Source organism: Herbaspirillum sp. meg3 (genome assembly GCF_002257565.1).
Classification (GTDB): domain Bacteria; phylum Pseudomonadota; class Gammaproteobacteria; order Burkholderiales; family Burkholderiaceae_D; genus Herbaspirillum.
In genome coordinates this window covers 4,800,262-4,825,698 of sequence record NZ_CP022736.1, presented here as the reverse complement: position 1 = coordinate 4,825,698, position 25,437 = coordinate 4,800,262, and the positions used below count along the sequence as shown (strand labels likewise).

The window sequence follows — 25,437 nt, the reverse complement described above, 5'->3', positions numbered from 1 at the left end:
ACAATCGATGAATTTATTTTTTGAAGAATCCGGTGATTTCAAGGCTGGCACCGTGCTGTCGCAGCAAGGTGAGGCCTATCAGGTCGAAATGGCATCGGGCAAGCGCAGCAAGGTCAAGTCCAAGGACGTGATGCTGCAGTTCGCCTCGCCGAGCCCGGCCAAGTTGCTGGAAGACGCGCAGGTCATCGCGCAGGACATCGACCTCGATTTTCTGTGGGAAGTCGCGGGTGAAGACGAGTTTGGCTTTGCCGAGCTGGGGACGGAATATTTCGGACATGCCCCGTTGCCGCATGAGGCTGCCGGCTTGCTGCTGCGCCTGCATTCGTCGCCGATTTATTTTTACCGCAAGGGAAAAGGACGTTATAAAGCTGCGCCGCAGGCTTCGTTGCAAGCCGCGCTGGCCGGTATCGAAAAGAAGAAACAGCAAGCGCTGGTGCAGGCGCAGTATGTCGAAGAGTTGAAGGCCGGAAAATTGCCGGACTCTTTCAAACCAATGGCGCTGCAATTGCTGTTCCGTCCCGACAAGAACGGTATTGAATTCAAGGCGCTCGACGCCGCCTGCAGAGAATTGCAAACCACGCCGCAGCGCCTGATGCTGTCGACCGGTGGCCTGGCGTCGCCGAAGGACCTGCATTACGCCAAGTTCCTGTTTGAGTTTTTCCCCAAGGGCAGCGGTTTCCCTGAGGTGAAAATTCCATCCGTGCCTGCCGATTTGCCGCTGGCGGATGTGCAGGCCTTCTCCATCGATGATGTCACCACGACCGAAATCGACGATGCCTTGTCGGTTGTCAAACTGGCTGACGGCAACGTGCGCGTCGGCATCCATATCGCTGCACCGGGTCTGGGCATCAAGCGCGACGATGCGATCGATGCCATGGCGCGCCAGCGCATGTCGACGGTTTACATGCCCGGTGAAAAAATCACCATGCTGCCCGATTCGCTGGTCGAAGCGTTTACGCTCGACGAAGGCAAGAACTGCCCGGCCTTGTCGCTCTACGCGACGCTCGACCCATCCGACTGGAGCGTGATCTCCACCGAGACGCGCGCCGAGATCGTGCCGATTTCCGCTAACCTGCGCCACAACGATCTGGATGCGCTGGTCACGGAAGAAGCGCTGGCCAACAACAGCGGCGAGTATCCGCACAAGGACGACATCAGCTTGCTGTGGCAATGGGTGCAAGTGCTGGAGCGAGGCCGCATGGCCAAGCGCGAGAGTTTCGGCCTGCGTCCGGAACAGAACAACCGCGTCGATTTCAACTTCTATGTCGACAACGATGTCGTCACGATCACGCGCCGCAAGCGCGGTGCACCACTGGACAAGATCGTCGCCGAACTGATGATCTTCGCCAACAGCACCTGGGGCAAGTTCATGGCCGACCATGGCGTGCCGGGCATCTACCGCGCACAAGGCGGCGGAGCCGGTGGCTGGGCCGCCAAGATGCAAGTGCGCATGGTGACGCACGCCGCGCCCCATCAGGGCCTCGGCGTCGATCAATATGCATGGAGTACTTCGCCGCTGCGCCGCTATACCGATCTGGTCAATCAATGGCAGATCCTGGCGTGCCTGGAGCATGGCGTCACCGCGCCACTGGCGGCACCGTTCAAGCCGCGCGACGCTGATTTGTTCGCCATCGTGTCGGCGTTCGATTCTGCCTACTCCGGCTACGCCGACTTCCAGTCCGGGATGGAGCGCTACTGGTGCCTGCGCTGGCTGGCGCAAGAACAGGCGCGACAGGTCGATGCCGTGGTGCTGAAGGACGAGATTTTGCGTCTGGTCGACATTCCTCTGGTGATTCGCTTGCCGGGCATGCCGCAGGTTGCACGTGGTTTGCAGGTCAAGTTGGATCTGCTGCGCTGGGATGAAGTCGATCTGACCGTCGAGGCACGCTTGCTGGAGATTCCGACTGCGCAGCAGCCTGCTGACGCCGAGCCGATGGACGACGAAGACGAAGCGATGTTGCAAGGCATGGAAGATGCTGCGGTGGAAGACGCCGAGGCAGCGGCTGAAGGTACAGAAGAGTCGGCCGAGAATAGTGCCGGCGATGAGACAGCCGGCGCCACCCCTGTCCCGGCTGCGGAATGACCCTGGCTTTGGCGTAAAATCGCGTTTTTCATCTATTGATGTGCCTGTGAAATCTTTTGCCGACAATCGCTTCCTGACTATCGCTCTGGCCGGTTCCGTGGTGATCCACGCGATCTTGCTGGGTGTGCATTTCGCCGCGCCGGATGCGTTCAGGCTCAAGCCTGCCGATCCGGGGCTGGAAGTGATTCTGGTCAACGCCAAGCACGACAAGGCGCCGGTCAAGGCCGACGCTATTGCGCAGGCAAACCTGGATGGCGGCGGCAACGCCAACGAAGGCCGCGCCAAGTCGCCGCTGCCGGATATGCGCAAGGTCGAGAATGGCGACAGCGTCAAGGCAGCGCAGCGCAAGGTGGCTGAACTGGAAGCGCAGCAGCAGAAGATTCTGTCGCAGATGAACAAGACCACGCAGACCGTCGCCACGCCGGAGCGCGAAAAACCGAAAGAAGTCACGCCGCAGATCAATGCCAAGGACTTGCTGGACACCGCCAAGGCGGTGGCGCGCATGGAAGCCGAAGTCGCCAAGAACATTGAGGAATACAATAAGCGGCCGAAGAAGACGCAGATCACTGCGCGTACCCGTGAGGCTGGCTACGCTTTGTATTACAAGGCCATGCAGGAAAAAATCGAGCGGCTCGGCACGCTCAATTTTCCGCAGCGGGACGGCAAGAAGCTGTACGGCGAACTGGTGATTTACATTCCGGTTTTCCAGGATGGCACGATTTACGATAAGGAAGGCGGCGTGCGTATCGAGCGCGGTTCCGGCAACGCTGCACTCGACAGTGCGGCACTGGCGATCGTCCGGCGTTCGGCACCGTTCGGGCGTTTTCCGGACAACATGCGCACGACCAGCAAGGACGATATCTGGGAAATCATCACCCGTTTTCGTTTTACGCACGAAGAAACTTTGCAGACTGACATGAGCAGCTCACGCTGATAAGAAAATGGATGCATACGTCGTCATCGGCAATCCGATTGCCCACAGCAAGTCGCCTGAAATCCACGCACAGTTTGCATTGCAGACTGCGCAGCAACTGAGCTATGAGCGTCTGCTGGCACCGCTGCAAGGTTTCAAGGCGGCAGTCAAGGTTTTCATCGCCAATGGCGGCAAAGGGGCCAACGTCACCGTGCCTTTCAAGCTCGAAGCGCATGCGCTGGCTGATCGCTTAACCGATCGCGCGCGCCTGGCAGGTGCAGTCAATACGCTCAAATTTGAAGGCGGCAGTATCCTCGGCGACAACACGGATGGCGCAGGATTGGTGGTGGATATTGTCCAGAACGCCGGTGTCACGCTGGCCGGTAAGCGCGTTCTGCTGCTTGGCGCCGGCGGTGCCTCGCGCGGCGCCTTGCTGCCTTTGCTTGAACAAAAGCCTGCCGAGCTGGTATTAGCCAATCGCACGCACGCCAAAGCGCAGGAGTTGGCGACGCAGTTTGCCGAGTACGGCAATCTGGTCGCAGCAGAATATGCACAGCTGACCGGTGCCTTCGATGTGGTGATCAACGCGACGTCTGCCAGTCTCGCCGCTGACGTGCCGCCGATTCCCGTGAGTGTTTTTTCGCGTACAGCTGAGGCGACAACACTGGCTTACGACATGATGTACGGCAAGCAGCCGACGGTATTCATGGAGTTTGCCGCGCGCCACGGCGCTGTCGCACGCGACGGTCTGGGCATGCTGGTGGAGCAGGCGGCGGAGGCATTCTTTATATGGCGCGGCGTGCGTCCGGAAACAGCGGACGTGTTTGCCTCCTTGCGCGCGCAACTGAATCAAAGCTGAGGTCCGTCATTTCAGGATTTCCCGGCAACGGGCGCTGTATCAATCAATAACAAACATCAGAAAAATGAAGCTCTTGCGCAAGCTGTTCCTGTGGCTGATCGTGTTGCCTTTAACCTTAGTGTTGCTGCTGCAACTGTATTTCTTCGTGCAGATCTGGTGGTGGGTCGATCACAATCCGGATTCGACCAGTTTCATGCGCCAGCAACTGTCCATCCTGCAGGAAAAAAATCCCAACGCGCAATTGCAATTCCGGTGGGTGCCTTATAACCGTATTTCCAATAACCTCAAGCGCGCCATCATTGCGTCGGAAGATTCCAATTTTTCCGAACATGAAGGCGTCGACTGGGATGCCCTGCAAAAAGCCTACGAAAAGAACAACAAGAAGGGCAAGGTTGTCGCCGGCGGCTCCACCATTACCCAGCAGCTGGCGAAGAACCTGTTTCTCTCCGGCGAGCGCAGCTATATTCGCAAGGCGCAGGAATTCGTCATTACCTACATGCTGGAATTCCTGATGGACAAGCAGCGCATCTTTGAGATTTATCTCAATGTGGTGGAATGGGGAAATGGTGTCTTTGGCGCGGAGGCAGCGTCGCTGCATTACTACAACATCAGCGCGGCCAATCTCGGGCCGAGCCAGGCGGCCAGGCTGGCGGTGATGCTGCCGCGTCCGCGTTTCTATGACAAGAATCCCGGCTCTGCATACCTCGCCAACCGGACGGGCCTGATCCTGCGCCGCATGGGAGCTGCCGAGCTGCCGCCGGTGAAGCCCGTGGAAAAGCCGCCCGCCAAGTCCGGGGCCAAGTCGTCTTCCCGAAAATAAGCGAACTGCACGCGGCCGCACGTGTGGCGCTTGCCTGCCGACAAGCTTGAACGTACACTTGCGTTCCAGTTCGACGGCAGGTCGGCAACCGGTTTGTTACCGTGCCGTTACACACTATCCGTCCAGTCGACTTGTCCTGACAGTGAGATCACATGATTAATGTTTTTGTTTTGCAAAATGGTCGACTGAACCAGGTCAATATCGACAGCCGCAGCGATCTGGAAAACATCGTGCCGGTCTGGGTCGACCTGACCGAGCCGACCGACGATGAGCGCGCCTGGGTCAAAAGCATCTACGGCGTGACCTTGCCGGACGAAGACGAATTCAGCGACATTGAAGCCTCCGCGCGTTATTTCGAAGCGGAAAACGGCGACCTGCACCTGCGCACCGATTTTTTGTTTGAAGGCGAAAACGACGCCTCGGCCACCATGACTGTGGCCTTCATCCTGGCACGCAACATCCTGTTCTCGGTGCATGCCGAAGACCTGCCGGTATTTCGCCTGGTGCGCATGCGCGCGCGTTCGCGTCCCGGTTCGATCGGTGACTATCGTGACGTGCTGCTCGATTTGTACGAGACAGATGCCGAATATTCGGCGGATGCGCTCGAAGGCATTTATCAGAAGCTCGAAGCCGTCAGTCACAGCGTGCTCAAGAAAAGTCTCTCCGACCAGGCTGCTGCCGACGTGCTGAACACTATCGCTCACGAGGAAGACTTGAACGGGCGCATCCGCCGCAACATGATGGATACGCGCCGCGCGGTGAGCTTTCTGATGCGTGGCCGCTTGCTGAGCTCGGAGCAGTTCGAAGACGCGCGCCAGATCTTGCGCGACATTGAATCGCTGGACGGCCACACCGCCTTCCTGTTCGACAAGATCAACTTCCTGATGGATGCCACCGTCGGCTTCATCAACATCAATCAGAACAAGATCATCAAGATCTTCTCGGTGGCGTCGGTCGCCTTCCTGCCGCCGACGTTGATCGCCAGTATTTACGGCATGAATTTCAAGGTCATGCCGGAGCTTGACTGGCTGATAGGCTACCCACTGGCGATTCTGATGATGGTCGGCTCGGCGATTGCGCCGTTCTGGTACTTCCGCCGACGCGGCTGGCTGAACTGAACGCTCCCTTGCAGCAAGTTTTTTGAATGCAAGTGCGATGTCCTGACATTCAATACAGCGCGCCGCAGGCAACTGGTATCACTTATCTGCACGCGGCACCCATTGCTGGCAGGTGCTTCCCAATCCATCAAACGTTGAGATCTGGGAGAGGTGCCGTTACGGCAGCGTATTGAGTGTCTTCCAGCTTTGTTGTTCAGCGCGATAAAGCGTATAGCGCGGATTCTCTGCGCTGCCGTCGGTGCTGAAGGAGACCGGGCCGGACATGCCGTTGTACTTCATCTGATGCAGTGCAGACACCAGCAGATGGGGATTGAGCGAATCGGTGCGTTTCATGGCTTCTGCCAGCATAGCGACTGCATCGTAGGCGAACCAGGACTGCGGTATCAGCGGCGACGTATACTTTTCCCGATATTGTTTTTCCAGCCTCTTGAAATCCGGCGCTCGCTCGACCGGATAACCGTTCACCAGCACCAGCGTACCGTCCGGGTATTCCTCTGTCTTACGGGGGAAGTCAGGATTGATGGCACCACCCGCCAGCAGTAGTTTGGTGCGCAATCCCAACTGTTGAAGACGTGTCGCGAAGGCGATGCTTTGCGGTACCACGCCAGCAAAGAATACGAGATCGGCGTCGCTGTTTCTGATCTTCGACATGGTGGTGTTGAAATCGGAGCTTTTGACGTTGATGCGATCAGTCTCGACGATGGTGCTCCCCAGGCGCGTCACCGCTGCTGTGAAGCTTTTCGCCAACGCCTTGCCGAGAACGGTGTCGTTATCGATCAGCATGATGCGTTTGGCGCGCAGAACCTTGACGGCTGTTTCCGCCAGGTATTGTGCGGTGTAATCGCTATGGCCGAGCATCTGGAAGATGGTGGAGTAGCCCAGCAGGGTGAATTCGCGTCCCGCCGCAGTCGGCGACATTTGCGGAATGCCGGCATCGCTGTAAATGCGTGCCGTGGCGATACTGGTGTCGGTTGTCAGATGCCCGATGACACCGACTACGCCGGCAGCGACCGCTGAGCGGGCGGCGATAGCGGCAAGGTTGAGATCATTCTTATCGTCAGCGACGAAGAGTCTGAGCGTGATGTTTTTGCCGTTGACCCGCAGCCCTTGGCTGTTGATGCGATCAACAGCCATCTGAGCCGCATCGCGTGAACTTTGACCACGGGGCATTGCCATCGGACCGATCACGCCGATCAGCACGGTCTGGCTGCTGTCACGCGTTTGTGCTTGCACACAGGGTGAGAACAGCAGGCCGAGCATGCTCAACAGACTGACTGTCGCATGAAAAAGAATAGGCAATGCAACCTCCTTTTGTACCGGTTGATGTATTGTGGCGTGCATGTTGCATACCGAAGAGTATGAAAAGAAGGCTTTTCCCCTCGTTGTTCAATTCTCAACTGTCCGTATGAGGTGATGTCTGACACGAGCTAGCGCCGTACGCCGATATTGCAGTTGTCCATGGCGGTAAACAATGGCTTCATCGCCCCATGACGGGTGAGAGGCACAAAGGACATAGCTATGAAACACCATTACATTTCCCTGCTCGTCGTCGGCTTGAGCATGATTGCTTTGCTCAACGGTTGCGCCGGCGGACCGGATTACCAGTCACCTCCCGGCGGCCCCAATGCGCCGCCTTCCTATTCCAATTCCAATACGGGTGTGATTGAAGAGATTGAAGTCAGCCATCAGCAAAGCAGCGGTGTCGGCGGCGCTATCGTTGGCGGTGTGGTGGGCGGCTTGCTGGGCAATCAGATTGGCAGCGGTTCTGGTCGTACTGCGGCAACTGTCGCCGGCGCCGTAGGCGGCGGTGTGGTCGGCAACCAGGTGCAGAAAAATCATAGCGGACGCGAGGTCTACAATATTCGGGTGCGCATGAACGATGGTTCGGTACAGAGCTTTGCCCAGGACAGCACGGACAACCTGCGGGTCGGTGACCGGGTTCGCCTCGATGGCGGCCGTGTGTACCGATATTAACAACGGTCATTACTGTGCCGGATAAAGTCCTCCGAGTACGCGCAGGCCACGCGCGCCGGTGACTGCCGGCAGGTTGCCCGGCATGCGCAGGCAGAAGCGCTGTGCCAGCCAAGCGAAGGCCAGTGCTTCAACGTGATTGGGTGCGATGCCCAGCGCTTCGGTGGACAGCACCGGGATGGCGCGTCCTGCACCGGCGGATAAATTCTCTTCCAGCAATTTCAATAGATAGGCGTTGTAGGCGCCGCCGCCGCATACATACACAGCGCCGGTTTGCGGTGCGTACCGGATAATCGCCTCGGCGATGGTGGTCGCAGTGAAAGCGGCCAGCGTTGCCTGCACGTCGGCGGACGTCAGATGCGGGTGAGCCGCCAGTTGGGCATCCAGCCATTCCAGATGAAACAGATCGCGCCCGGTGCTCTTGGGTGGCGGCAACGCGAAATAGGCGTCGCTGCGCAAGGCGGCCAACAGCGCTGCATCGGGTTTGCCCGATGCCCCCCAGGCACCGTCGGTGTCGTAGCTTTGACCGTGATGACGCGCGATCCAGGCATCCATCAGCACATTGCCCGGGCCGGTGTCGAAGCCTGATGTCGCCTGTAATTTGCCGGCAGGCAGGATGCTGATATTGCTGATGCCGCCGATGTTGATCACCACGCGTGCCTGTTCCTCACTGCCAAAGACCGCCTGATGAAAGGCTGGTACGAGCGGTGCGCCCTGGCCACCCGCAGCAACGTCGCGGCTACGGAAATCTGCTATCACGTCGATGCCGCACAATTCAGCCAGCAGGGAGGGATTGTTGGTCTGGCGTGTGTAGCCCAGTTCAGGACGATGACGGATCGTCTGGCCATGTACGCCGACGGCGCGGATATAGGCTGCCGGAATGGCGCTTTTTTCCAGCAGCTCGGCGACGCATTGCGCGTAATAGGCGGCCAGTTGATTGGCTGCCATCGCCTCGCGCTGGAGTTCGTTTTCACCGTTGGTTTGCAAGGCCATCAGGGCCGCGCGCAAATCGTCAGGGAAGGGTACATAAGCAGTCGCCAGCGTCGCCAGCGGCTGGCCGTCTGTATCGGCCGGCAGCGAAGCGAGCACGCCGTCGACACCGTCGAGGCTGGTCCCTGACATCAGGCCGATGTAGAGAGAGGAGGAGGCGGAGCGTGGAGGATCGAGATCGGCGGACATAAAAAAACCGGTGATGAGATCGCTGCATTTTACAGCGATTCCATCACCGGTTTTATGCGCTCAGAGAGCGCCGATGCGTTGGCCGATTCGGTGGGCTTAGCGCGAAGCCAGCGTGACACCATTGCCGTCGGCGGGGCGCAGCAGCGACAGGCGACGGTTCATGTCGGTCGACACCGTACGGAAGCGCGCCAGTTGATTGCCGCCCAGCGGTTGTGCGTTAGGTACCTCTACCGACAGAGGATTGCGGGGCACGTTGTTGACGCGGAATTCGTAGTGCAGATGCGGACCGGTTGCCCAGCCTGTCATGCCGACGTAGCCGATCACTTCGCCCTGGCTGATCTTGTCGCCCTTGCGCAAGCCCGAGACAAAGCGGCTCATGTGACCGTAGGCGGTGGAATAACCACTCCAATGCTTGATCACGACGATATTGCCGTAGCCGTTTTGCTTGCCGACGAAATCGACCACGCCGTCGCCCGATGCATGGATCGGAGTGCCGGTCGGTGCCGCGAAGTCGACGCCGGTGTGCTGTTTCCAGATACCGAGGATAGGATGCACGCGCATCGAAAAGCCTGAAGAAATACGGGTAAAGGCCAATGGCGACTTGAGGAAGGCTTTCTTCAGCGACTTGCCATCGAAGGAGTAGTAGCCGCCGCCGATTTTGCTGCCCGGCTCATCGAACCAGACGGCCTGATAGGTGTTGCCGGCGTTGGTGAACTCACCTGCAAGCACGCGGCCGGTGCGTACCGGCTCACCGTTGTTGTAGAAGGTTTCATAGACCACGTTGAAGCGGTCGCCGCGGCGCAGGTCCGACGCGAAGTTGATGTTGGTGGCGAACATGTCGACGATTTGCGTCGCGATGCTGTCGGGGATCTGGGCATTGTCGGTGGCGGCAAACAGCGACGAGCGGATCTGGCCCGAACGCATTTCGATGCGGCGCTCCAATACGGCCGGCACGGTGCTGGCTTTGAACTTTTCGCCGTCGCGCTCGATCACCAGATTGCTGATCGGGCCGTCGCGGCCGTCGCTCATGGTGGCGGTGAGCTGTTGCAACTCGCCGTCTTCGGAGGTGCGCGCCATGACGCGCTTGCCGGCGCGCAACTGCATGACGGCGCGGGCCAGCGTATCGGACTTGATGAAGCTGGCAGCTTCCTCGTCATCGACGCCGAGACGGGTCAGCAATGTTGCCAATGTGTCACCGGTACGGACTTTTTCTTCATTGACATAAAACGCCTCACGCTCCTCCAGCTGCGCAATCTGTTGTTTCAGATCAGGCAGGGCCAGGTCTTTGGTGATGGCGTGAACCGGCGCGTCGGAGGTGTCCGGCTCGGCCGGTGCAAAACCGGCGGCGCCGATGGTGAACGCGCCAAGGAATAAAGCCCCGGCGGAAAGAACCTTGGTTTTACGGGAAGAGCCGTGAAATTTCTCGTGGCAGTAGAGATGGGCGGTGCGGTACAGGGAGGCGGCGCGCGCGAATTTATCTTTAGGGAACATGCAATACGTTAAAATCTACCGTTTACGCTTGTTCTGATTCTGTTGCAGGAAAAGCAATGAGAGAAGACGGATCGTTCCGTTTATTGTCTTGCTGGTGATCAACTTGGTACGTAGCTAGGTGCTAAATGCTGATCAACTCGACAACCGACTCATGTTGCTGTTCAACCGCAGGCATCGTCAATGACTCCCCGATGACGCACGCTTTTACAGATTCTTGACAGGCGATGAATGCTAATTCTCTGCTGATTGCGCTTCTAGATGGCGTGCGGCAGAAAGACGAAGTGCGCATTATAGCAAGCGTCAATCCGGTACTGTCCTACAAAAGCCTATTTTTTAGTTATATCAATGACCGCCGAACATTCACCATCCAAAGCCCCCTTGCCCCTGTCAGACAAAGTACAGGAGGCGCTTGCCGTTGCCAAACGCGGCGTTGACGAATTGCTCATCGAAAGCGAATTCGCCCAGAAGCTGGCGCGTGCCGAACAAAGCGGCCAGCCGTTGCGCATCAAGCTGGGCCTGGATCCGACCGCGCCCGACCTGCATCTTGGCCACACCGTGGTGTTGAACAAGATGCGTCAGTTGCAGGATCTCGGCCATACCGTGATCTTCCTGATCGGTGACTTTACCTCGATGATCGGCGATCCGTCCGGCCGCAATGCGACCCGCCCGCCGCTTACGCGCGAACAGATCGAAGTCAACGCCAAGACGTATTTCGCCCAGGCCAGCCTGGTGCTGGATGCGGCCAAGACCGAGATCCGTTACAACTCCGAATGGTGTGACCCGCTGGGCAGCCGCGGCATGATCCAACTGGCGTCGCGCTACACCGTGGCGCGCATGATGGAGCGTGACGATTTCACCAAGCGCTTCAAGGAAGGCACGCCGATTTCGGTGCATGAATTCCTGTATCCGCTGATGCAAGGCTACGACTCGGTCGCGCTGAAAGCCGATCTGGAGCTGGGCGGCACCGATCAGAAGTTCAACCTGCTGGTCGGCCGCGAGCTGCAAAAGGATTTCGGCCAGGAGCCGCAATGTATCCTGACCATGCCTCTGCTGGAAGGTCTGGACGGCGTCGAGAAGATGTCGAAGTCCAAGAACAATTACATCGGTATCACCGAGCCGGCCAATACCATGTTCGCCAAGGTGATGAGCATTTCCGACGTGATGATGTGGCGCTACTACGAACTGCTGTCGTTCCGTTCGATTGCTGATATCGCCGGCTTCAAGGCAGACGTCGAAGGCGGCAAGAACCCGCGCGACATCAAGGTGGCGCTGGCGCAGGAAATCGTTGCCCGCTTCCATTCGCAACAGGCCGCCGAAGATGCGCTGGCCGATTTCGTCAACCGTTCCAAGGGCGGTATTCCGGACGACGTACCGGAAGTCGCTCTGAGCGGTGCGCCGCTGGGTATCGGCCAATTGCTCAAGCAGGCCAATCTGTGCGCCTCCACCTCGGAAGCCTTGCGTATGGTGGAGCAGGGCGGCGTGCGTATCGACGGTACCGTGATCAGCGACAAGGGCCTGAAGGTTGATGCAGGCGTGTTTGTGGTGCAAGTCGGCAAGCGCAAATTTGCACGCGTCACTTTGTCGTAGTCAAAGCGAATCACAAGGCATGATCGCATTATTGCAACGAGTCAGCAAAGCTGATGTCGTAGTAGAAGGTGAGCAGATCGGCGTCATCGGCGCGGGGTTGATGGTGCTGGTCTGTGCCGAACGCGGCGATACCGAGAAGGAAGCTGATCTCTTGCTCGGCAAACTGCTCGGTTACCGGGTGTTCGCCGACGATGCCGGCAAGATGAACCGCAGTGTGACGGATGTGCAGGGCGGTTTATTGCTGGTGCCGCAGTTCACGCTGGCGGCCGATACGCGTTCCGGCACGCGGCCATCATTTACACCGGCAGCTGCGCCGGAAGACGGCAGAAGGTTGTTCGATCACTTTGTCACACAGGCGAAAGCCAGACATGGCATGGTGCAGACAGGACGTTTCGGCGCCGATATGCAGGTTTCACTGACCAACAACGGGCCGGTCACGTTCTGGCTGCAGGTGAAACCGGCCAGCGCGGCGTGATGCCGGCAGTAAACATAAGCAAATTCGAGCAAGTCAATTTTCAAAGGAGAGCACAATGAAACTCTGGAGCGATTCTTTTCAAGACGGTGCGGCCATCCCGGGCGAATTCGCCTTTGCGGTGCCTGATGCCAAAAGCCACATAGCGCTGTCATCCAACAAAAATCCACACCTCGCCTGGAGCGATGTGCCCGCCGGCACCAAATCGCTGGTGCTGGTCGTACATGATCCCGACGTGCCGTCGCGCGGAGACGACGTCAATCAGGAAGGCAAGACCGTGCCGGCTGATTTGCCGCGTGTCGATTTCTTCCACTGGAGCCTCGTCGATATCCCGGCAAGCGTCAGCGAACTGACTGCAGGCCAGTTCAGCAGTGCGGTTACTACACGTGGCAAGGCCGGCCCTGCGATTCCGGGGGATCCGTTGTCGGGCGCACGTCATGGTCTCAACGATTACACCAGCTGGTTTGCCGGTGACGGCGACATGAGTGGCGATTATTTCGGCTATGACGGTCCTTGTCCGCCATGGAATGACGCGATCGTCCACCGTTACGTTTTTACGCTGTATGCGCTGGATCAGGAGCAACTGACCGTCACCGGCAAATTCACCGGCACCGACGTGCACAATGCGCTGCAAGGCCACGTGCTGGCGCAGGCCAGTGTCACCGGTACGTACACATTGAACCCGGCGTTGGTCAGCTGACGAATCAACTCATCAAGTCAATAAGTAGAAAACAGACTCATGCTCGATATCCTGCTGATCCGCCACGGCGAAACCGACTGGAATGTGGACAAGCGCCTGCAAGGCCATATCGACATTCCTCTGAACGCCGAAGGGCTGCGGCAGGCAGCAGCACTCGGGCGCGTGCTTGAGAACGAACCGTTGGATGCCATCTATGCCAGCGACCTGCAACGGGCGCGCGATACGGCGCAAGCCGTGGCGACACTGCAAGGCAGGGCGGTGCAGATCGATCCCGCTTTGCGCGAGCGTTGCTACGGCGGGTTTGAGGGTTTGCAGCACCACGATATCGAGCAGCGTTATCCGGAAGACTTTGCCGCATGGAAGTCGCGCGAACTTGATGCGCGCTACCCGGCCGGCGAACGTATTGCCGAAACCATGCGCGAATTCTCCGGGCGCGCGGTCGGCGCAGTCAGCGCTATCGTTCGCGAAGGTGTTGCCGACGGTCATCGCAAGATCGCCATCGTCACGCACGGCGGCGTCCTCGAATGCATCTACCGCTGGGCCAGGCAGACCGGCTTTGCGCAGGCGCGGGATTTCGACATCTTCAACGCCAGCATCAATCGCCTGCAATGGGACGGGGAGCGCCTCCACATCAGGCAATGGGCGGATATTGCCCACCTCTCGCCGCAAGTACTCGACGAAGTCGATCGCTGAGGAAGCCTCGATTCATTGTTAATCGGTGGCGAGACGTTCTGCGGTGCCGGATATAACGATGTATTGCTTGTTTGATAATTTCTCGTCGGCATTGCGGTGCAAGACCGATTCTTGTTGGGGTGCAGGGCCAATCGCGCTAAAATAGCGCCCTTCCCCAGTCACCACACGCTCACGCGTCCAGAGATCCGTGAATATCGGTCCGCATTTCCTGCGCAATAACGTTTTCGTCGCCCCCATGGCGGGTGTGACGGATCGTCCTTTCCGCCAACTGTGCAAACAGTTGGGCGCGGGTTATGCCGTCTCGGAAATGGCTGCCTCGGACCCGCGTCTCTGGCAAAGCGAGAAGACCTCCCGCCGCACCAATCATGACGGCGAGATGGAGCCGAAAGCGGTGCAGATCGCCGGCGCCGACCCTGCCATGCTGGCCGATTGCGCTAAACACAACGTCGACCGCGGCGCGCAGATCATCGACATCAACATGGGCTGCCCGGTCAAAAAAGTCTGCAACAGCTGGTGCGGTTCGGCCTTGTTGCAAAACGAAAAACTGGTCGGTCAGATTCTCGACGCGGTAGTGAAAGCCGTCGACGTGCCGGTGACATTGAAATTCCGCACCGGCTGGAATCGCGAGAACAAAAATGCATTGACCATCGCCGCCATGGCTGAGCAAAGCGGCATCGCCATGCTGACGCTGCACGGCCGCACACGCGCCGATGGCTACAGCGGCGAAGCCGAGTACGAGACCATCGCTGCCGTTAAGGCTGCGGTAAAGATCCCGGTGGTCGCAAATGGCGACATCACCACGCCGGAGCGCGCTAAGCACGTGCTGGCGGTGACCGGCGCCGATGCCGTCATGATCGGGCGTGCAGCGCAGGGACGTCCGTGGATTTTCCGCGAGATCGATCACTTCCTGCGCACCGGCACACATCTGCCGGCGCCGATGGTGACCGAAGTACAAGAATTGATGCTGGAACATTTGCAGGCGCACTATGCGTTCTACGGCGAGTATCTCGGCGTACGCACGGCGCGCAAGCACATTGGATGGTATGTCCGCGACCTGCCGGAGGGAGAAGAATTCCGGCAACGCATGAACCGCCTCGAAGATTGCCGGCTGCAATGGAACGCCGTGCGTGATTTCTTCGAATCGCAGGCGGCATATGGCGAGCGGTTACAATACGGGATTGCCGAACAGGCGCTGGCAGCGTAGCTGCAAGCAGCATGCAAGGTTATTGATTAACACACCAAAAAGAACAGAAGTAGCACGTAATGAGTAAAGAAAGTATCGAGGATGTCGTCAGGAAGAGCCTTGACAAGTATTTCAAGGATTTGGGCGAGCAACTGCCATCCAATGTATATGACATGGTTGTTTTGACGGTCGAGAAACCGATCTTCGAAGCAGTGATGGCGCGCGCCGACGGCAATCAGTCCCAGGCAGCAGAAATTCTCGGTATCAATCGCAATACCTTGCGCAAGAAATTGCAGCAGCACGGCTTGTTGTAACCGCAGGCCTTAGTCGCCTGCATGCTTCGCATACATGCGGCAACGTCTCTCGATTGCAGGCGTTGCCGGCCCCGCCACCGAATTCCTTCATTTACCTTCATGCCATCATGATCAAACAAGCACTCATCTCCGTTTCCGACAAAGCCGGCGTGCTCGACTTTGCACGCGCGCTGTCCGCCATGGGCGTCAACATCCTGTCCACCGGCGGTACGGCCAAGCTGCTGGCCGACAATGGCGTCAAGGTGACTGAAGTCGCCGACTACACAGGTTTTCCGGAGATGCTGGATGGCCGCGTCAAGACGCTGCATCCAAAGGTGCACGGCGGCATTCTGGCGCGCCGCGATTTTCCTGAGCACGTCGCTGCGCTGGACAAGCACGGCATCCCGACCATCGACATGGTGGTGGTGAACCTGTATCCATTCCAGCAAACCGTCGCCAAGGAAGAGTGTTCGCTGGAAGACGCGATCGAAAACATCGATATCGGCGGCCCGGCCATGCTGCGTTCGTCGGCCAAGAACCACAAGGACGTGGTCGTCATCTGCGACCCGACCGACTACGCCGGCGTGCTGGCCGACCTGCAAGCCAGCGGCGACCTGCCGTACGAAAAGCGCTTTGCGCTGGCCAAGAAAGTGTTCGCGCATACTGCGCAATACGACGGCTCCATCACCAACTATTTCACCTCGCTGGGCGAAGACAAGCAGCACACCACACGCAGTGCCTATCCTGACACGTTGAACCTGCACTTCGAAAAAGTCCAGGACATGCGCTACGGTGAAAACCCGCATCAATCGGCGGCGTTTTACCGCGACATCAAGAAGATCGACGGCGCGCTGGCCAACTACACCCAGCTGCAAGGCAAGGAACTGTCGTTTAACAACATCGCCGACGCCGACGCCGCGTGGGAATGCGTCAAGACCTTCGACGCTGCCGACACCGCAGCCTGCGTCATCATCAAGCATGCCAATCCATGTGGTGTGGCGGTCGGCGCCAATCCATTGGAGTCGTACAGCAAGGCACTGCAAACTGATCCGACTTCCGCGTTCGGCGGCATCATCGCCTTCAACCGCGAACTCGATGGTGCAGCCGCTGAAGCAGTCGCCAAGCAATTCGTTGAGGTGCTGATCGCTCCGTCCTTCAGCGCCGAAGCCAAGAAGATTTTCGCCGCCAAGCAAAACGTGCGTCTGCTGGAAATCCCACTGGGGAATGGTCTCAACGCGTATGACTTCAAACGCGTCGGCGGCGGTCTGCTGGTGCAATCGCCTGACGCCAAGAACGTGCTGCTGGCCGACGTCAAAGTCGTCAGCAAGAAGCAACCGACACCGCAACAACTGCAAGACCTGATGTTCGCCTGGCGCGTCGCCAAGTTCGTCAAGTCCAACGCGATCGTCTTTTGCGGCAACGGCATGACGCTGGGCGTCGGCGCCGGCCAGATGAGCCGTATTGACTCCGCGCGCATTGCATCGATCAAAGCGCAGAACGCCGGCCTGACACTGGCCGGCTCGGCCGTGGCGTCGGATGCGTTCTTCCCGTTCCGCGACGGTCTGGATGTTGTGGTGGATGCGGGCGCAACCTGCGTGATCCATCCGGGCGGTTCGATGCGTGATCAGGAAGTGATTGATGCGGCAGACGAACGCGACGTCGTGATGTTGCTGACCGGCACGCGTCACTTCCGCCATTAATCGCCATTAATCGCCAGTAAGCTTCACAAGCAAGAACGGATGCCGGGAATCGACGAGATCGATTAGACTCTCTCCATGAAAATTCTCGGCATCGACCCCGGCTTGCGGACCACCGGTTTTGGCGTGATCCACAAGCAAGGCAACAAGCTCACCTATATCGCCTCCGGCACCATCAAGACGCCGGATGCCGATCTGCCGCAACGGCTCAAAGTTATTCTCACCAGCGTCGGCGAAGTCATCAAGACTTATGCGCCCGATTGCGCGGCCATCGAAAAAGTTTTCGTCAACGTCAATCCGCAATCCACGCTGTTGCTCGGACAAGCGCGCGGTGCTGCGATTTGCGCACTGGTGAGCGCCGATCTGCCGGTGGCGGAATACACCGCGCTGCAAATCAAGCAGGCCGTCGCCGGTCACGGCAAGGCGCAGAAGCAGCAGGTGCAGGATATGGTGCAGCGTTTGCTGGCATTGCCGGGCTTACCCGGTACCGATGCGGCTGATGCCCTCGGTGTAGCGATCTGCCATGCACACAGCGGCGAAGCATTGAGCGCCCTCGGTGCACTCGCACCAGGCTTGGCGAAGAAGGGCTTGCGCATGCGTGGCGGTCGCCTGATCGGCTAGTTTTTCCTGAAAATATTCCGTACGCGCTTTACTGCTTCCACGAGTAGCAACACCACGCCGCCGGCAATCACACCGAATACCGCATCGACAATCGACGGCACGATCGCCGACAACAAACCGCCGACGGCCGGCACGGCTGCCAGCGGTGCGCTGAACTCCGCAATCCAATGATGCACCGGCGGGATGCCATGCGTCAGAATACCGCCTCCGACCATGAACATCGCGACCGTGCCGATGACGGTCAGACTCTTCATCATGTAAGGCGCGGCGACCAGAATGGCGCGGCCAACGCGCTGCTTGAACTGGCCGAAGCCGCCGTCACCACCCGTGCGCAGCAAATACAAACCACCATCGTCGAGTTTGACGATACCTGCCACCACGCCGTACACACCTACCGTCATGATCAATGCGATGCCGATCAACACCACGATCTGTTGCTGTAAAGGCGCTGTGGCGACCGTGCCGAGCGTGATGGCGATGATTTCCGCCGACAGTACGAAGTCGGTGCGGATTGCGCCTTTGATCTTGTCCTGTTCGCTGGCAGCGTTATCAGCGTCATCAACTGCGGCCTCATGATGTTCTTCCTCATGCGGAAGATATTTATGCGCCAGCTTTTCAAATCCCTCGAAGCACAGGAAGGCCCCGCCCAGCATCAGCAGCGGCGTCACCGCCCACGGCGCGAAAGCGCTGATGGCGAGGGCGGCAGGCACCAGAATCGCCTTGTTCTTCAGTGATCCGACTGCTACCGCCCACACCACAGGCAGCTCGCGGTCGGCGTTCACACCGGAGACCTGCTGCGCATTGAGCGCCAGGTCGTCGCCCAGCACGCCGGCCGTTTTTTTTGCGGCAACCTTGGTCATCAGGGAAACATCGTCGAGGATGCTGGCGATGTCGTCGATCAATGCGAAAAAGCTGCTGCCTGCCATGGTGTCCTTTGGTCTTGAAATGCGGTGTGCTGAAGAGAAGCAGGGCAGACAATAGCCCACCCTGATGCGGTTAGGCAAATCGTGTCCAATCGTGTCCATGCGGCAAGTAATTCAATGCCGGCAGATATACTGTTTATCCGAACAGTACTGTATCATTCCACCATTCATCTTTCTGCCCAGCCATCATGATCGGTCGCCTCTCCGGAATTCTGCTCGAAAAAAATCCTCCGCAATTGCTGATCGATTGCAATGGCGTCGGTTATGAAGTCGGCGTGCCCATGAGCACCTTCTACAATCTGCCGGGGCTGGGCGAGAAAGTCGTATTGCTGACACATCTCGCGATTCGCGAAGACGCCCACGTCCTGTTCGGTTTCGGTAGTGCAGAAGAGCGTAATACCTTTAAGGAATTGATCAAGATTTCGGGCGTTGGTGCCCGGACTGCCTTGTCGATTTTGTCGGGTATGTCGGTCAGCGATCTGGCGCAAGCCGTCACCTTGCAGGAAGCCGGCCGTCTCACCAAAGTCCCCGGCATCGGCAAGAAAACCGCCGAACGTCTGCTGCTCGAATTGAAGGGCAAGCTCGGTGCCGATCTCGGTGCCGTCGGTGGCGTCGTGCATCACGATACAACTTCGGATATCCTCAACGCCTTGCTGGCGCTGGGTTATTCCGACAAGGAAGCGACATTGGCGCTGAAACAGGTGCCAGCCGATGCAACTGTGTCGGAAGGCATCAAGCATGCGCTCAAGGCGCTGTCCAAAGCATAAGTAACCTACATCCATGAGCATCCAGACCGACGACTTTTCCGAACAGCGCATCATTGCGGCCACGCCGGCTTCGGCCAACGAGGAAGCGATCGAGCGCGCGCTGCGCCCCAAGCAGCTCGACGAATACGTCGGCCAGGAAAAAGTCCGCGGTCAGCTGGCGATCTTCATTTCGGCCGCCCGTCAGCGCGGCGAAGCGCTGGATCACACGCTGCTGTTTGGACCACCGGGACTCGGCAAGACCACCATGGCGCACATCATCGCGCGCGAGATGGGCGTCAATCTGCGCCAGACTTCCGGCCCGGTGCTGGAGCGTGCCGGCGATCTCGCCGCCTTGCTGACCAACCTCGAAGCCAACGACGTTCTCTTCATCGACGAAATTCATCGCCTCTCGCCGGTGGTCGAAGAAATCCTTTACCCCGCGCTTGAGGACTATCAGATCGACATCATGATCGGCGAAGGTCCTGCTGCGCGCTCGGTGCGTCTCGACCTGCAACCCTTCACGCTGGTCGGCGCCACCACGCGCGCCGGTATGTTGACCAATCCGTTGCGCGATCGTTTCGGCATCGTTGCGCGTCTGGAGTTTTATTCTCCACCGGAACTGGCGCGCATCGTCACACGCAGCGCCGGCTTGCTGAACGCACCCATCGTCGAAGAGGGCGCGCTGGAAATCGCCAAGCGCAGCCGTGGTACGCCGCGTATTGCCAATCGCCTGTTGCGCCGCGTACGCGACTATGCGGAAGTGAAAGGCAACGGCAGAATTACCCAGGCCATGGCCGACGCCGCGCTGGTGATGCTGGATGTCGATCCGGTCGGCTTTGATCTGATGGATCGCAAACTGCTGGAAGCCGTGCTGTTCAAATTCAACGGCGGCCCGGTCGGCCTCGACAATCTCGCCGCCGCCATCGGCGAAGAGCGCGACACGATCGAAGACGTGCTCGAACCTTATCTGATCCAGCAGGGTTATCTGCAACGCACGCCGCGTGGCCGCGTAGCGACACCGCTGGCGTATACGCATTTTGGCGTGACTGCACCGCGCACCGGTCCCAATGGCGATCTTTGGGCGGGCTGAGTCTTGAATCGTGCCCGGTGAAATTGTATTGGATGTATTGCCAGTACAGCCGGTCATGCAGCGCCCCATGCCTTACTCAATGCGTCCTCGGCAGCACCAACGCCAACCTGACACTGGCCTGACCAATTGACCGCTTCAGTTGCAGCCGGCTGGTTTTGTGTCTTTCGAGATGGCAATTAGTCTCTCGACATCGTTATTTCATTAAAAATTTGCCAAGAAATTCACGTGATCTTCTCGTGATTTCTTTATTTTCACTTGTGCAAAAATTAATCGTCATCGACAATGGATAGCTAATCACTATCTTTCTGTGCGAGCCTCTCATGCTTATGTCGAGCCAAGCCAGTCGGTATGCGCATCAACTCCTCGATGCACGAGCAAACACACGTTTACTGCCGCTGTTGTCCTCCTCTGAACCGCTGTCCGTCGACGATGCCTACGACATCGCCCGCCGTGTGCTGGATATCCGCGTCGCACAAGGCGAGCAGCCTATTGGTCGCAAAATCGGTTTTACCGTGCACAAAACCTGGAGTCAATACGGCGTGACGGACGATGTGCGCATCCCGATCTGGGCGCATATCTATGACAGCACGGTGCGTTTTGCTGAGGACAATCATGGCAAGCAGTGCCTGGCCGGCGCACTGCAGCCTCGCATCGAACCGGAGATCGTCTTTAAACTCCGGCAGACGCCGTCGCCTGACGCCACCATCGATGAACTGGCTGAATGCATCGAATGGATGGCCCACGGCTTTGAGATCGTTGCCTGTCCTTTTCCCAATTGGGAGTTCACGGTCGCGGATTCCATCGCTGCCTTTGGCCTGCACGGCACTCTGATCATCGGCGAACCCCATGTGTTGTCGTCTGCCACACGTCACAATCTGGCGCAAATTCTCGCCGGTGCAAGCGTATCCCTGTCGAGCAGCACGGATAGCACCGGCACTTTGCGCGCAGCAGGATTTTTCAATAATGAAGCAGACAGCCCACTGCACGCTTTGTGGCATCTGCATCAATTATTGAAAACACAACCACAATTCGCACCGCTGGCAGCAGGCGAAATCATCACCACAGGCACCTGGACCGATGCGTATCCGATCGCAGCAGGGCAGACGTGGATCACGGCGTTCTCCGGTGTCGCCTTGCCAGGATTGACGGTATCGTTTGTCTGAACCTGTCGCTACAATAGAGTACTTTCATCGGACCCTTTGCGGTCCGATGTTTTTTCGAGAGCTGATTTTGAGAGCCGACTATGCAAATCTGGGTTGATGCCGACGCCTGTCCGGGCGTCATCAAGGACATGCTGTTCCGGCTTGCCGATCGCACCCAAATCCAGGTCACGCTGGTCGCCAACAAGCTGCTCCGTGTTCCGCCGTCTCGCTTCATCAAGGTGGTCGTTGTACCTGCCGGCTTTGACGTTGCCGACAAAGAAATCGTCAGGCTGACGCAGCCCGGCGATCTCATCATTACTGCGGATATCCCGCTGGCTGCAGAGGCCCTTGCCAAAGGGGGCGCGGTACTCAATCCACGCGGCGAAATGTATTCCGTCGACAACATCCAGCAACATCTGACGATGCGCAATTTTATGGAAGAGCTGCGCAGCAGCGGGGTGGAAACGGGAGGTCCTGCAGCCTTCAGTCAAAGCGACGGACGTGCCTTTGCGCGTCAACTTGACCGCTACGTCGCCAACTACAAACCTGCGCCTTAGCAGATGCTCAGCAGTTTTATATCGATCACTTGGCAGTAAACACACGCAGCGGCACCCACTTATTCTGCTCCATGGCGTACAGCGTAAAACTCGGTTTGAGTAGCGCACCATTGGCATCGAAGGAAATCGCACCCGTGATGCCGTTGTATTTGATCTCGTGCAGCGCATCGATGATTTTGCTGCGGTCCAGCGAATTGGTTTTCTTTGCCGCAGCGATCAGCAGGTTCACGCAATCATAGGAGTAGGCAGCAAAGGGCAGCATCTCGGTGTTGAAACGTTCGGCATATTTTTTCTGCAACGCAGCCATGCCGGGACGCTTGTCCAGTGGTGTGCTCGGCACGATCGCCATGATCGTGTTAGTCGTCTTCTCCGCGCCGCGCAGAAAGTTGTCGGTCACAACGCTACCGGTTATCAGTAGCTTCGACGGTAAATCGAATCGTTGCAGATTACGCGCCAGCGCGTCGCTTTGAATAACGCGTCCGCTGAAAAAAATCAGATCCGGTTTGATTTGCCGGGCTTTTTGCAACGGTGCGTTGAAATCCGATGTCTTGCCGTTAATCGATGCGCGGTACACGATTTCGCCACCGGCCGCTTTCACATGATTCGAAAAATAATCGGCCATGCTCACACCCAGATACGCGCCGTCGTCCAGTACGAATATGCGTTTGAGCTGCTGGTCCCTGACCAGATACTCCGCTGCCAATGCCAGGCCGGCATCATCACTGCCCAAAATCTGGAAGGCGCTCTTGTAGGACTTTTGCGTAAAACCTCGACTCCACGACGCAGGCGAGATTTGCGCCAGTCCCGCTGCGTTGTACACCGGTGCTGCGATCACCGTCGCATTGCTGGTCCAATGACCGACCACGCCGATAGCTTTGCTGCTCACGAAGAAGCGTGCAATGTATTCCGTAATGCGCGGGTCCGCTTTGTCGTCCTGCTCCAACAGGTCGAAAATTACAGCCTGACCGTTGATGCGCGGATTGCTCTTGTTGGCCTCTTCGATAGCGAGAATGGCGGCATTGCGTCCGCTGTTGGTATTGATTTCAGCAAGCGGACCGGCAAAGCCGATCTGGACTATCTTGGGAAGTTCTTCCGACGCAATGGCATGGGCAGCGAATGTGGCCGTCAAGAGCAGCAAGATGAAATGTCGGAATGAACACATGCCCCCTCCAGATAATGATTGTTTTCGGTGCCACTGTTACACCGGTGCCTTGATGGTTTTGCGCACCGTCCAGCGGCTTTTTTCTGTTTGATACAGGGTGTAGCTCGGATTTTTCAGCGTGCCGTCCCGGTTGAAAGACATCACCCCGGAAAGGCCTGAATAGTTCACTTCGTACAGCGACGCAATAATGCGCCGTCGATCCAGTGAATCAGCTTTTTTGATCGCGCTGATCAGTGTCAGTGTGCAATCGTAGGCAAACATGGCAAACGGTGCAGGCTCACGATTGAAGCGCGCAACATAACGCTTCCGGAAGTTTTGTATTTTGGCGTTGCCATCCTTGGGCGGACCGGGGACGATCGCATACAAGTCCTCGTCGCTGTAATTTATTTTCGTGAGAAATTCCGGAGAAACTACTGGTCCGGTCAATAACAATCTGGATGAAACGCCGAGACGTTTCATGCTGCCCGCCAGCACCGCACTTTGCGCACCGCGGCCGGTAAAAAGAATGAGCTCCGAACGAAACTGTTTTGCAATCAGCAACGGAGAATTGAAGTCGGAAGTCTGTGTGCTGACCGAGCGACGCAAGGTCTCCATGCCTGCTTTCTTGGCATATTTCTCAAAGGAATTGGCCATCGAGACACCGAGCAACGCGCTATCGTCAATCACCATCACGCGTTTCAGAAACAGACTGGAAGACAGATAGTCCACCGCATAATACATCGCCAGATCATCGCTGCCGACACCTTGAAAATGGCTCTTGCCGGCAACCTGTGTATAGAGGCTGCTCCATGCGATTGGCGCCAGTTGCGCGATGCCGGCTTCGGTATAGATGGGGGCTGCAACAATGCTGGTAGTGCTGGTCCAGTGACCGACTACGGCAACCGCCTCGGTCTTGGCCAGGTAGTGCGCGATCCGCTCGGCAGCGCGCGTATCTGCTTTATCGTTCTGTTCCAGTAGTTTGAACGAAACATTGATGTTGCCGATGCGTACCGGAGCTGCATTGGTTTCTTCAATCGCCATCTGGGCAGCCTGAGCACCACTGGCGGCATCCGGATCGTCCAGCGGTGCGACGTAGCCAATCAAGACTTCTTTAGCGGGTTCTTGTGCAACGGCAGCCGATGGATAAAAGGCTGCTGCCCAGAGGCACCCTATGATGGAACGCAATAGTGACGACATAGAACGATTTCCCCTTCGCTGATGATGATTTCCCTGGCAGAAATCATCGTAGTGCACAGCGCGAATACCTGGCTTTGCCGTCATTGCAAAGCTTGGCTAGGGCGATGTATCAGGCGCCTCTTTTGTTATCTACAGCCTAACAATTTCGTCATGAATGAGCAACGCAAAACCAAACAGGCGTTGTGTAGATGCGCATATTGCCGGAGGGGAAAAGTAGTCAGGCAGACCTGAGAAAACGGCAGAGGAGTGCGCTAAACAAGCGAGGCGCAAGGGAAATGCGCCGCATACATCGTGTTGCATGCGGCGCATAGGAAGAGAAAGCGTCGTTACTCTTCGCGTACCCAAGTCTGCGTGCGGCCCAGCATCGGCACGCCGATATAACCGCGGACATTGAGTTTCTTGCCATCGTCTACGACGGTCAGCTTGCTCTTGTACAACTTGCCGTTGGCCGGATCGAGGATCTGCCCGCCATTGTATTCGTCGCCGTCTTTCTTCAGCCCGGACAGGATGGTCATGCCGATGATGGGCTGATCCTTCAGTGCGCCTTCGCATTTCACGCACTTGGGATTCTGATCTTCTTCTTCCGGGCGGAACAGCTTCTCAATCTTGCCCTTGAGTTCGCCATCGCTTTCGGTGATGCGGATCAATGCCTTGGGTTTGCCGGTGGCGTCGTCAATGTTTTTCCACAGGCCCACGGGCGAACCGTCGGCCCATGCACTTGCGGTAGTGAATGCGCTGAGGGCCAGCAGAGCGCTGCTGAGGATGATGCGAGTTTTCATGATGTCTCCGTCCAAAATGGAAGTTATAAAAGCACGGTTGTTCTAATTTTGTTCAGCTAGTGTAGTCAAGCCGGCGAGGTCCGGCAAGGATTAAAAACGGAGGTATCCGGGCAATACCGGCAAGGCAATAAAAAAGCCGCCGGCCTTTGCAGGGCGGCGGCTTGTCGGAACAGTAACGAACG

The 25,437-nt window shown here is 57.7% G+C and carries 25 protein-coding genes; 18 read left to right on the top strand and 7 right to left on the bottom strand.

The annotated features are described in order from the left end of the window. Nucleotides 1-7 precede the first annotated feature (7 nt). The 5 genes from hmeg3_RS21720 (at nt 8) to corA (ending at nt 5,793) form a co-directional block, all read left to right on the top strand. Complete coding sequence (locus tag hmeg3_RS21720) at nt 8-2,083, top strand: ribonuclease catalytic domain-containing protein (RefSeq protein WP_094565596.1); 2,076 nt, start codon at nt 8-10, stop codon at nt 2,081-2,083. A 46-nt stretch (nt 2,084-2,129) separates the two neighbouring features. Beyond that, entirely contained in the window at nt 2,130-3,017 is an 888-nt protein-coding gene (locus hmeg3_RS21715) for a TonB C-terminal domain-containing protein (protein WP_094565595.1), read from the top strand. A 7-nt stretch (nt 3,018-3,024) separates the two neighbouring features. Beyond that, nucleotides 3,025-3,855 carry a shikimate dehydrogenase gene (gene aroE, locus hmeg3_RS21710; protein WP_094565594.1) on the top strand — a complete coding sequence of 277 codons (831 nt, stop codon included), beginning with the start codon at nt 3,025-3,027 and terminating at the stop codon, nt 3,853-3,855. A gap of 64 nt (nt 3,856-3,919) precedes the next feature. Beyond that, on the top strand, nt 3,920-4,675 hold the full coding sequence (gene mtgA / locus hmeg3_RS21705) for a monofunctional biosynthetic peptidoglycan transglycosylase (protein ID WP_094565593.1): 756 nt from the start codon (nt 3,920-3,922) through the stop codon (nt 4,673-4,675). A 152-nt stretch (nt 4,676-4,827) separates the two neighbouring features. Next, nucleotides 4,828-5,793 (top strand): magnesium/cobalt transporter CorA, encoded by a 966-nt coding sequence (gene corA, locus hmeg3_RS21700; protein ID WP_094565592.1) that lies wholly within the window; start codon nt 4,828-4,830, stop codon nt 5,791-5,793. Between the two features lie 156 nt (nt 5,794-5,949). On the opposite strand, the gene hmeg3_RS21695 is transcribed toward corA, so the two are convergent. Continuing rightward, the gene (locus tag hmeg3_RS21695) at nt 5,950-7,092 is read right to left on the bottom strand and encodes a branched-chain amino acid ABC transporter substrate-binding protein (protein ID WP_232511772.1); all 1,143 of its coding nucleotides are present in this window, start codon (nt 7,090-7,092) and stop codon (nt 5,950-5,952) included. A 219-nt stretch (nt 7,093-7,311) separates the two neighbouring features. On the opposite strand from hmeg3_RS21695, the gene hmeg3_RS21690 reads away from it, so the two are divergent. Next, entirely contained in the window at nt 7,312-7,767 is a 456-nt protein-coding gene (locus hmeg3_RS21690) for a glycine zipper 2TM domain-containing protein (RefSeq protein WP_094565591.1), read from the top strand. Nucleotides 7,768-7,776: 9 nt separating this feature from the next. Here hmeg3_RS21690 and hmeg3_RS21685 read toward each other — a convergent pair whose 3' ends face one another. Further along, nucleotides 7,777-8,943: an anhydro-N-acetylmuramic acid kinase gene (locus tag hmeg3_RS21685; protein ID WP_094565590.1), complete on the bottom strand. Its 1,167-nt coding sequence runs from the start codon at nt 8,941-8,943 to the stop codon at nt 7,777-7,779. A 96-nt stretch (nt 8,944-9,039) separates the two neighbouring features. Next, on the bottom strand, nt 9,040-10,434 hold the full coding sequence (locus tag hmeg3_RS21680) for a M23 family metallopeptidase (RefSeq protein WP_094565589.1): 1,395 nt from the start codon (nt 10,432-10,434) through the stop codon (nt 9,040-9,042). 345 nt (nt 10,435-10,779) lie between these two features. Between hmeg3_RS21680 and tyrS the strand changes: the two genes are divergently transcribed. From tyrS to ruvC, 8 genes are all read left to right on the top strand, one after another. Then, the gene (gene tyrS / locus hmeg3_RS21675) at nt 10,780-12,021 is read left to right on the top strand and encodes a tyrosine--tRNA ligase (protein WP_094565588.1); all 1,242 of its coding nucleotides are present in this window, start codon (nt 10,780-10,782) and stop codon (nt 12,019-12,021) included. Between the two features lie 19 nt (nt 12,022-12,040). Next, nucleotides 12,041-12,496 (top strand): D-aminoacyl-tRNA deacylase, encoded by a 456-nt coding sequence (gene dtd, locus hmeg3_RS21670; protein WP_094565587.1) that lies wholly within the window; start codon nt 12,041-12,043, stop codon nt 12,494-12,496. A gap of 55 nt (nt 12,497-12,551) precedes the next feature. After that, the gene (locus tag hmeg3_RS21665; protein WP_094565586.1) at nt 12,552-13,193 is read left to right on the top strand and encodes a YbhB/YbcL family Raf kinase inhibitor-like protein; all 642 of its coding nucleotides are present in this window, start codon (nt 12,552-12,554) and stop codon (nt 13,191-13,193) included. A gap of 39 nt (nt 13,194-13,232) precedes the next feature. Beyond that, entirely contained in the window at nt 13,233-13,886 is a 654-nt protein-coding gene (locus hmeg3_RS21660) for a histidine phosphatase family protein (protein WP_094565585.1), read from the top strand. 187 nt (nt 13,887-14,073) lie between these two features. Beyond that, a complete protein-coding gene (gene dusB, locus hmeg3_RS21655; protein ID WP_094565584.1) occupies nt 14,074-15,090 on the top strand; it encodes a tRNA dihydrouridine synthase DusB in 1,017 nt (338 codons plus the stop codon). Between the two features lie 59 nt (nt 15,091-15,149). Beyond that, a complete protein-coding gene (locus hmeg3_RS21650; protein ID WP_007883354.1) occupies nt 15,150-15,383 on the top strand; it encodes a Fis family transcriptional regulator in 234 nt (77 codons plus the stop codon). 107 nt (nt 15,384-15,490) lie between these two features. Beyond that, nucleotides 15,491-17,062, top strand: coding sequence for a bifunctional phosphoribosylaminoimidazolecarboxamide formyltransferase/IMP cyclohydrolase (gene purH, locus hmeg3_RS21645; protein ID WP_094566501.1), 1,572 nt, complete (start codon nt 15,491-15,493; stop codon nt 17,060-17,062). Between the two features lie 75 nt (nt 17,063-17,137). After that, nucleotides 17,138-17,680 (top strand): crossover junction endodeoxyribonuclease RuvC, encoded by a 543-nt coding sequence (gene ruvC, locus hmeg3_RS21640; RefSeq protein ID WP_094565583.1) that lies wholly within the window; start codon nt 17,138-17,140, stop codon nt 17,678-17,680. Here ruvC and hmeg3_RS21635 read toward each other — a convergent pair. Then, nucleotides 17,677-18,606, bottom strand: coding sequence for a DUF808 domain-containing protein (locus hmeg3_RS21635; RefSeq protein WP_094565582.1), 930 nt, complete (start codon nt 18,604-18,606; stop codon nt 17,677-17,679). The genes ruvC and hmeg3_RS21635 overlap by 4 nt on opposite strands. 185 nt (nt 18,607-18,791) lie before the next feature. On the opposite strand from hmeg3_RS21635, the gene ruvA reads away from it, so the two are divergent. The 4 genes from ruvA to hmeg3_RS21615 all read left to right on the top strand — a co-directional run bounded on the left by ruvA (nt 18,792) and on the right by hmeg3_RS21615 (nt 22,138). Next, nucleotides 18,792-19,370 (top strand): Holliday junction branch migration protein RuvA, encoded by a 579-nt coding sequence (ruvA, locus tag hmeg3_RS21630; RefSeq protein WP_094565581.1) that lies wholly within the window; start codon nt 18,792-18,794, stop codon nt 19,368-19,370. Nucleotides 19,371-19,383: 13 nt separating this feature from the next. Next, complete coding sequence (gene ruvB, locus hmeg3_RS21625) at nt 19,384-20,439, top strand: Holliday junction branch migration DNA helicase RuvB (RefSeq protein ID WP_094565580.1); 1,056 nt, start codon at nt 19,384-19,386, stop codon at nt 20,437-20,439. A 320-nt stretch (nt 20,440-20,759) separates the two neighbouring features. After that, the gene (locus hmeg3_RS21620; RefSeq protein WP_198361737.1) at nt 20,760-21,602 is read left to right on the top strand and encodes a 2-keto-4-pentenoate hydratase; all 843 of its coding nucleotides are present in this window, start codon (nt 20,760-20,762) and stop codon (nt 21,600-21,602) included. An 80-nt stretch (nt 21,603-21,682) separates the two neighbouring features. Further along, on the top strand, nt 21,683-22,138 hold the full coding sequence (locus tag hmeg3_RS21615) for a YaiI/YqxD family protein (protein WP_094565579.1): 456 nt from the start codon (nt 21,683-21,685) through the stop codon (nt 22,136-22,138). 25 nt (nt 22,139-22,163) lie between these two features. Here hmeg3_RS21615 and hmeg3_RS21610 read toward each other — a convergent pair whose 3' ends face one another. From hmeg3_RS21610 to hmeg3_RS21600, 3 genes are all read right to left on the bottom strand, one after another. Beyond that, nucleotides 22,164-23,300, bottom strand: a complete 1,137-nt coding sequence (locus tag hmeg3_RS21610; RefSeq protein WP_094565578.1) for a branched-chain amino acid ABC transporter substrate-binding protein — start codon at nt 23,298-23,300, stop codon at nt 22,164-22,166. Nucleotides 23,301-23,336: 36 nt separating this feature from the next. Further along, complete coding sequence (locus hmeg3_RS21605) at nt 23,337-24,560, bottom strand: branched-chain amino acid ABC transporter substrate-binding protein (protein ID WP_232511771.1); 1,224 nt, start codon at nt 24,558-24,560, stop codon at nt 23,337-23,339. 242 nt (nt 24,561-24,802) lie between these two features. Next, nucleotides 24,803-25,255: a DUF2147 domain-containing protein gene (locus hmeg3_RS21600; protein ID WP_094565576.1), complete on the bottom strand. Its 453-nt coding sequence runs from the start codon at nt 25,253-25,255 to the stop codon at nt 24,803-24,805. Nucleotides 25,256-25,437 lie beyond the last annotated feature (182 nt).